The sequence below is a fragment of the Vibrio sp. G-C-1 genome (assembly GCF_021728015.1).
Taxonomy (GTDB): Bacteria; Pseudomonadota; Gammaproteobacteria; order Enterobacterales; family Vibrionaceae; genus Vibrio; species Vibrio splendidus.
Map to the genome: position 1 here is coordinate 1 of NZ_JAKKCR010000030.1, position 4986 is coordinate 4986.

A 4986-nucleotide genomic window follows, 5' to 3' on the forward strand; every position below is an offset into this window, starting at 1 on the left:
AGACAGTTTGAGTCACTTCATTCTTCCAGATAAAAGAAAGGACCGAACGTTTCCACGTTCAGTCCTCTTTGTCCCAGCCAAATATCCGTTCAGGTTCAAGCAATAATGCTTATCCGAACGGCATTAAGTCATTGCGACTGGCTTTTTTGTTCGCCGAAAGCCAACAAAGATAACCTGCCTATCATAACAAACATTGGTATCGCGCTGACCTTACGTTATCCTTTACACAATTCTTCATTGAGAGGTTTGTCATCACAACAAGCCTAACTTCAAGACCGATAAGAGTGTTATGAATTCTACTACCGCAACTCCCTCGCCTTCTCTTGGCCGACAACTCTATACAATGACATGGCCAATGCTATTTGGGGTACTTTCCCTAATGAGCTTCCAGCTTGTAGACAGTGCTTTTATTGGCCAACTGGGCGTGCTACCGCTCGCGGTTCAGGGCTTCACGCTACCAATTCAGATGATCATCATTGGTATTCAAGTCGGGCTAGGTATCGCGACGACCGCCGTAATCGCTAGAGCCATTGGCGCTAATGAAACGCGCTACGCTAAGCAGCTTGGTGGATTAGTGATTGCGATGGGCAGTGTGAGTGTCGCGCTTTTCTCCGTCATCATCTATCTGCTGCGTGGGCCAATTTTACAATTATTGGATGCACCACCGACGGTATTGCCAATCATTGATTCTTACTGGATCTATTGGCTAGTCAGCTCTTGGACAGGGGCGCTTCTCTACTTCTTCTACAGTGTATGTCGTGCCAACGGTAATACTATGCTACCCGGTTCAATGATGATCGCGACCAGTATCATCAACTTGATATTGGACCCGATTTTCATCTTTACTCTCGACATGGGCATCAATGGAGCCGCCATTGCGACCATCTTGGCGTTCGCTACGGGTATCTTTATCGTTGCTCCTAAGGTGACTAAGAAGCATTGGATGACATTCGACTGGCACGATCTCGACATAGGCAAGAGTGTTCGATCCATTGGTAACATCATGGGGCCTGCGATGATCAGTCAGCTACTGCCACCTGTTTCATCCATGTTTGCGACTAAACTGCTTGCTGGCTATGGTACCGCTGCCGTTGCGGCTTGGGCGCTGGGTTCACGTTTTGAATTCTTCTCGATTGTCGCTGTGCTAGCACTAACGATGTCGATGCCTCCAATGATTGGCCGCATGTTAGGAGAGAACAACCTCGAAAACATACGTAAGCTCGTTAAGATTGCAGTGACGTTCGTATTGGGTTTCCAGTTGGTGATAGCACTGGTGACTTGGCTATTCTCTGGCGGACTTGCAAACCTTATGACCAGCGAAGACGAAGTATCGGCCATCTTGAACTACCACTTGCTTATCGTTCCTATTAGCTTAGGGCCTTTGGGGATCTGTATGCTGATGGTTTCTGTCTCTAACGCATTAGGCAAGTCTTATACTGCCTTGACGATATCAGCACTGCGTCTGTTTGCTTTCTTCTTACCTTGCTTATGGGTTGGTTCGCAGCTTGCTGGAATTGAAGGCCTATTCTGGGGAGCCATGGTAGGTAATGTACTTGCCGGCACTTGCGCATGGTTTATGTACCAACGCGCACTTGGGCAAGTGGAAGCTAAGCTAGCCAAATAGGCAATTCGAGAGCTCATCAACCAAGCAATCAATCTCCAAAGAACATTTAATGCGACATCAAAGCAGGGCGATTACGCTCTGCTTTTTAGATAACCTGCAATCTTAGAGTTCATCTAATGGAAGAACAAAGTCGACATATAACGCAAAGTTTCCGATTCCAGAAGCTTTAATACCATCCAAGTCTAAATCATTTGTCGAATAAATCATGGCAGAAACCCCCATGTTGCTTAGTTCTATCTCCTTCTGATACTCGCTCCCAAGCGAGCCAAGATTATCACCCCGATACGTCACAGCCTTAATTTGATTTAAATCAATCCACTCAAGAATAAATGGTGTATTTAGATCTATATTTAATGCGACATTATTAAAACCTAACTCTATTGCTTCATTATATTTATCTGTGTTGAATACTTCGATAATAGATTTATCTTTATCTTTATCTTTATCTTTATTTTTATCTTTATTTTTATCTTTATTTTTATCTTTATCTTTATCTTTATCTATTATATACTTTGAAAGCAAAGCAAGATTTTTTATTTTATCCGTAACTAATACCACGCCATTTTCATCTATAATATCAATAGCTGTCGATATATTTAATGTTTTACATTTATCATAAATTATCTTTGATTCAAATTCTTTATAGCTAATAGACCCAGTATTATTAGAATTTGTCATTTCGTGAAAAGACTTCCAATCATGAACAGCAACAATCCTTCCATCCGATGAGATAAGTAGATCTAACTCTATCATCTTGAAACCATGTTCAATTAATTGCTCCATCGCTTCTAACGAGTTTGTATATTTTAATCCATTAATTCCCCCCACCGGCATGTTCGATCAAACCACCAGAATTAACGATAATTTCAGGGATGTTATTATGTTCATTTGGGTATGCCTTTACATTGCCTCTCCATACATCAATGACTACACTCATCGAGGGGCCGATAACAAAAGCTACCCAAAAACATATGAGAACTAGACAAAATATTGATATTAAGACTCTGATTCCTTTAAGTATCATGACATTTTACCTGTTGAGAACTGGGGCTGATGATAATGTGTGGTTTACCTTATCAATATTAAGTTTAAACATGTTATTTATAGCAACTATAATAGCATTTGTCGGTAATAGATTTTTATTTCTTCTTCTCACGGTAATAATGACTTTTGATTTCTACTTAAGATTAAACTCTCTAAGCTTAGACTTAGGTATCTTAGGATCGGTTTTAGAGTCTAATCGAGGTGAAGCACTTGAACATATGAAAATCATTGTCGCTATAAGATATGTAAAGTTAATTGTATTTTTCATTCTGGTTTTTTTATCATTTCACATTACCTTAGGAAAGGTTGGTAAGTCATTTTCATTAATTATGTTGATACTATTTTCCAGTATATTGATCACCAAATTTTATAGCTTACATAATAATAAAAAGACGACATACCTCAATGAATAATACTCAAAAAAAATCCATCATGAAGTGTGGTTTAGTTTTTTAGGGTTAATTACAGTTATTAGACCTATTTCTTTATATTATTAACTGTCTCTTCTCGAAGGGGGAAAATCAGTAATCTATTCAAAATGGGAGAATGTTCATACAAATAAGGTATTAAAGGATATTTACATCGTAAATATTGGTGAATCTGTGATTAAAAATTACTACCCATCATATAACGAAGAGAATGGAAAGATAAAAGGAGCAGCCATATTTAATGGTGTTATTTCCCCATCCGTTGTTACATACTTCTCAGTCCCTCGAATATTATCAAAGAGCCTAGATGTAAACAGGCATGATAAAAGCTTAAATGTGATAGATCTTGCTAATGATGCTGGGATGAAAACTTATTGGATATCAAATCAAGCTAAGATCGGGCAATACGAGACACAGGTATCCACAATCGCAAGTAGGGCACATTACCAATATTATAAAAATACGTCTTATGATAAAGCTGAACCCGATAACATTCTCTCACCAGAAGTGATCAAGGCGATTCGTGAAGAAACTAAAAAGCCGAAAGTCATTTTCATTCATACTATGGGGTCGCACTATGACTTTTGTAAGAGATTTGATGAGGAGATTTAACTAAAAACCTCAGATAACAAATACCTAGAATGCCATTCAAAATCAGTAGCTTATGGCGTTGCTTTTATAGAAAAGCTTAGAGACCTACTCGCGATGCATGATAAAACATATAGAATCATTTATTTTTCTGACCATGGCCTAATGTCTGTAAATGTTCCACCGTATCTAATTCACGGTACTGGCTCACATTTTTCAAGGCAGGCAGTAGAAGTACCTTTCATAGCAATGAGTAATGACCCACAAGAAACGAAAATACATTCGGTCAAATACAATCTGAGAGACTTTTCAGACACATTTGCGCAATGGGTAGGAATATATTCAGAACAGACAGAGCATCACAAAAGTATCTTCAATACCAAGTACATAGGAAAGGAGTATGACTCAGTGTTAACGAGTGAGTTTAAGGTAAGAAAAATCGACTAAGCGAACAACGGGTACAGAAGGTTCTGAACACCATAAAGTTACTTAGTAAGTAACCTTCTCCACACATCAAATTACCTCTTATTTAGCGCTATGTAGGCTATTATCAGCTCTACTTTGCTTATCCAAGAGCTTCTATTAACCTTGTTAGCAAACAGCCTAATGAGATGATTTAGGAAACTCTGACAGTATCCGTGGGTGAATTAAGTGCGTGTGTAAATATTTGGATGATACATAATGATTTGAAACAGATGAGAAAAAAGCCCGCTGATTTCTCAGCGGGCTTTCTAATGGTGGTGGAGGGATAGGGATTTGAACCCTAGAACCGCTATTAACGGTTGCCGGTTTTCAAGACCGGTGCTTTCGACCACTCAGCCATCCCTCCAACAAATTGTCATCAATAGATTAGTACACTAATGATGTTGTTAATTGCTAATGCAAGTAACGATACCTTTTGTCTTCACTTTTTAAAAAGTGAAAATAAATAGGAGCCTGGCGATGTCCTACTCTCACATGGGGAAACCCCACACTACCATCGGCGCTATTGTGTTTCACTTCTGAGTTCGGCATGGAATCAGGTGGGTCCACAATGCTATGGTCGCCAAGCAAATTTTGCTTTTACTTTCAGTTTTTTAAAAACTGAAGGCAAAATAATCTGGAAAGCTGCTTCTCTATTTAATAGAGCTTTAAAAGTATTTCTCTTCAAACGCATTCAAGGTCTGGTATTTCTTTGAGTCCACAAAACCCCTTGGGTGTTGTATGGTTAAGCCTCACGGGCAATTAGTACAGGTTAGCTCAATGCCTCGCAGCACTTACACACCCTGCCTATCAACGTCGTAGTCTACGACAACCCTTTAG

The 4986-nt window shown here is 39.2% G+C and carries 2 protein-coding genes, 1 tRNA gene, 2 rRNA genes and 1 pseudogene; 2 read left to right on the top strand and 4 right to left on the bottom strand.

From position 1 onward, the window contains the following. Window positions 1–289 precede the first annotated feature (289 nt). On the top strand, window positions 290–1624 hold the full coding sequence (locus L3V36_RS23655) for an MATE family efflux transporter (RefSeq protein ID WP_102448525.1): 1335 nt from the start codon (window positions 290–292) through the stop codon (window positions 1622–1624). Between the two features lie 102 nt (window positions 1625–1726). Here L3V36_RS23655 and L3V36_RS23660 read toward each other — a convergent pair whose 3' ends face one another. Further along, window positions 1727–2458 carry a glycerophosphodiester phosphodiesterase family protein gene (locus L3V36_RS23660; RefSeq protein ID WP_237296724.1) on the bottom strand — a complete coding sequence of 244 codons (732 nt, stop codon included), beginning with the start codon at window positions 2456–2458 and terminating at the stop codon, window positions 1727–1729. Window positions 2459–3270: 812 nt separating this feature from the next. Here L3V36_RS23660 and L3V36_RS23665 point away from each other — a divergent pair. Then, a pseudogene (locus tag L3V36_RS23665) lies at window positions 3271–4131 on the top strand (sulfatase-like hydrolase/transferase). Between the two features lie 291 nt (window positions 4132–4422). On the opposite strand, the gene L3V36_RS23670 reads toward L3V36_RS23665, so the two are convergent. The 3 genes from L3V36_RS23670 to L3V36_RS23680 all read right to left on the bottom strand — a co-directional run. Beyond that, window positions 4423–4513 (bottom strand) — tRNA-Ser (locus L3V36_RS23670). 105 nt (window positions 4514–4618) lie between these two features. After that, window positions 4619–4734: ribosomal RNA gene (gene rrf / locus L3V36_RS23675) — 5S ribosomal RNA — on the bottom strand. 153 nt (window positions 4735–4887) lie between these two features. Next, window positions 4888–4986 (bottom strand): 23S ribosomal RNA (locus L3V36_RS23680); the annotation flags it as partial.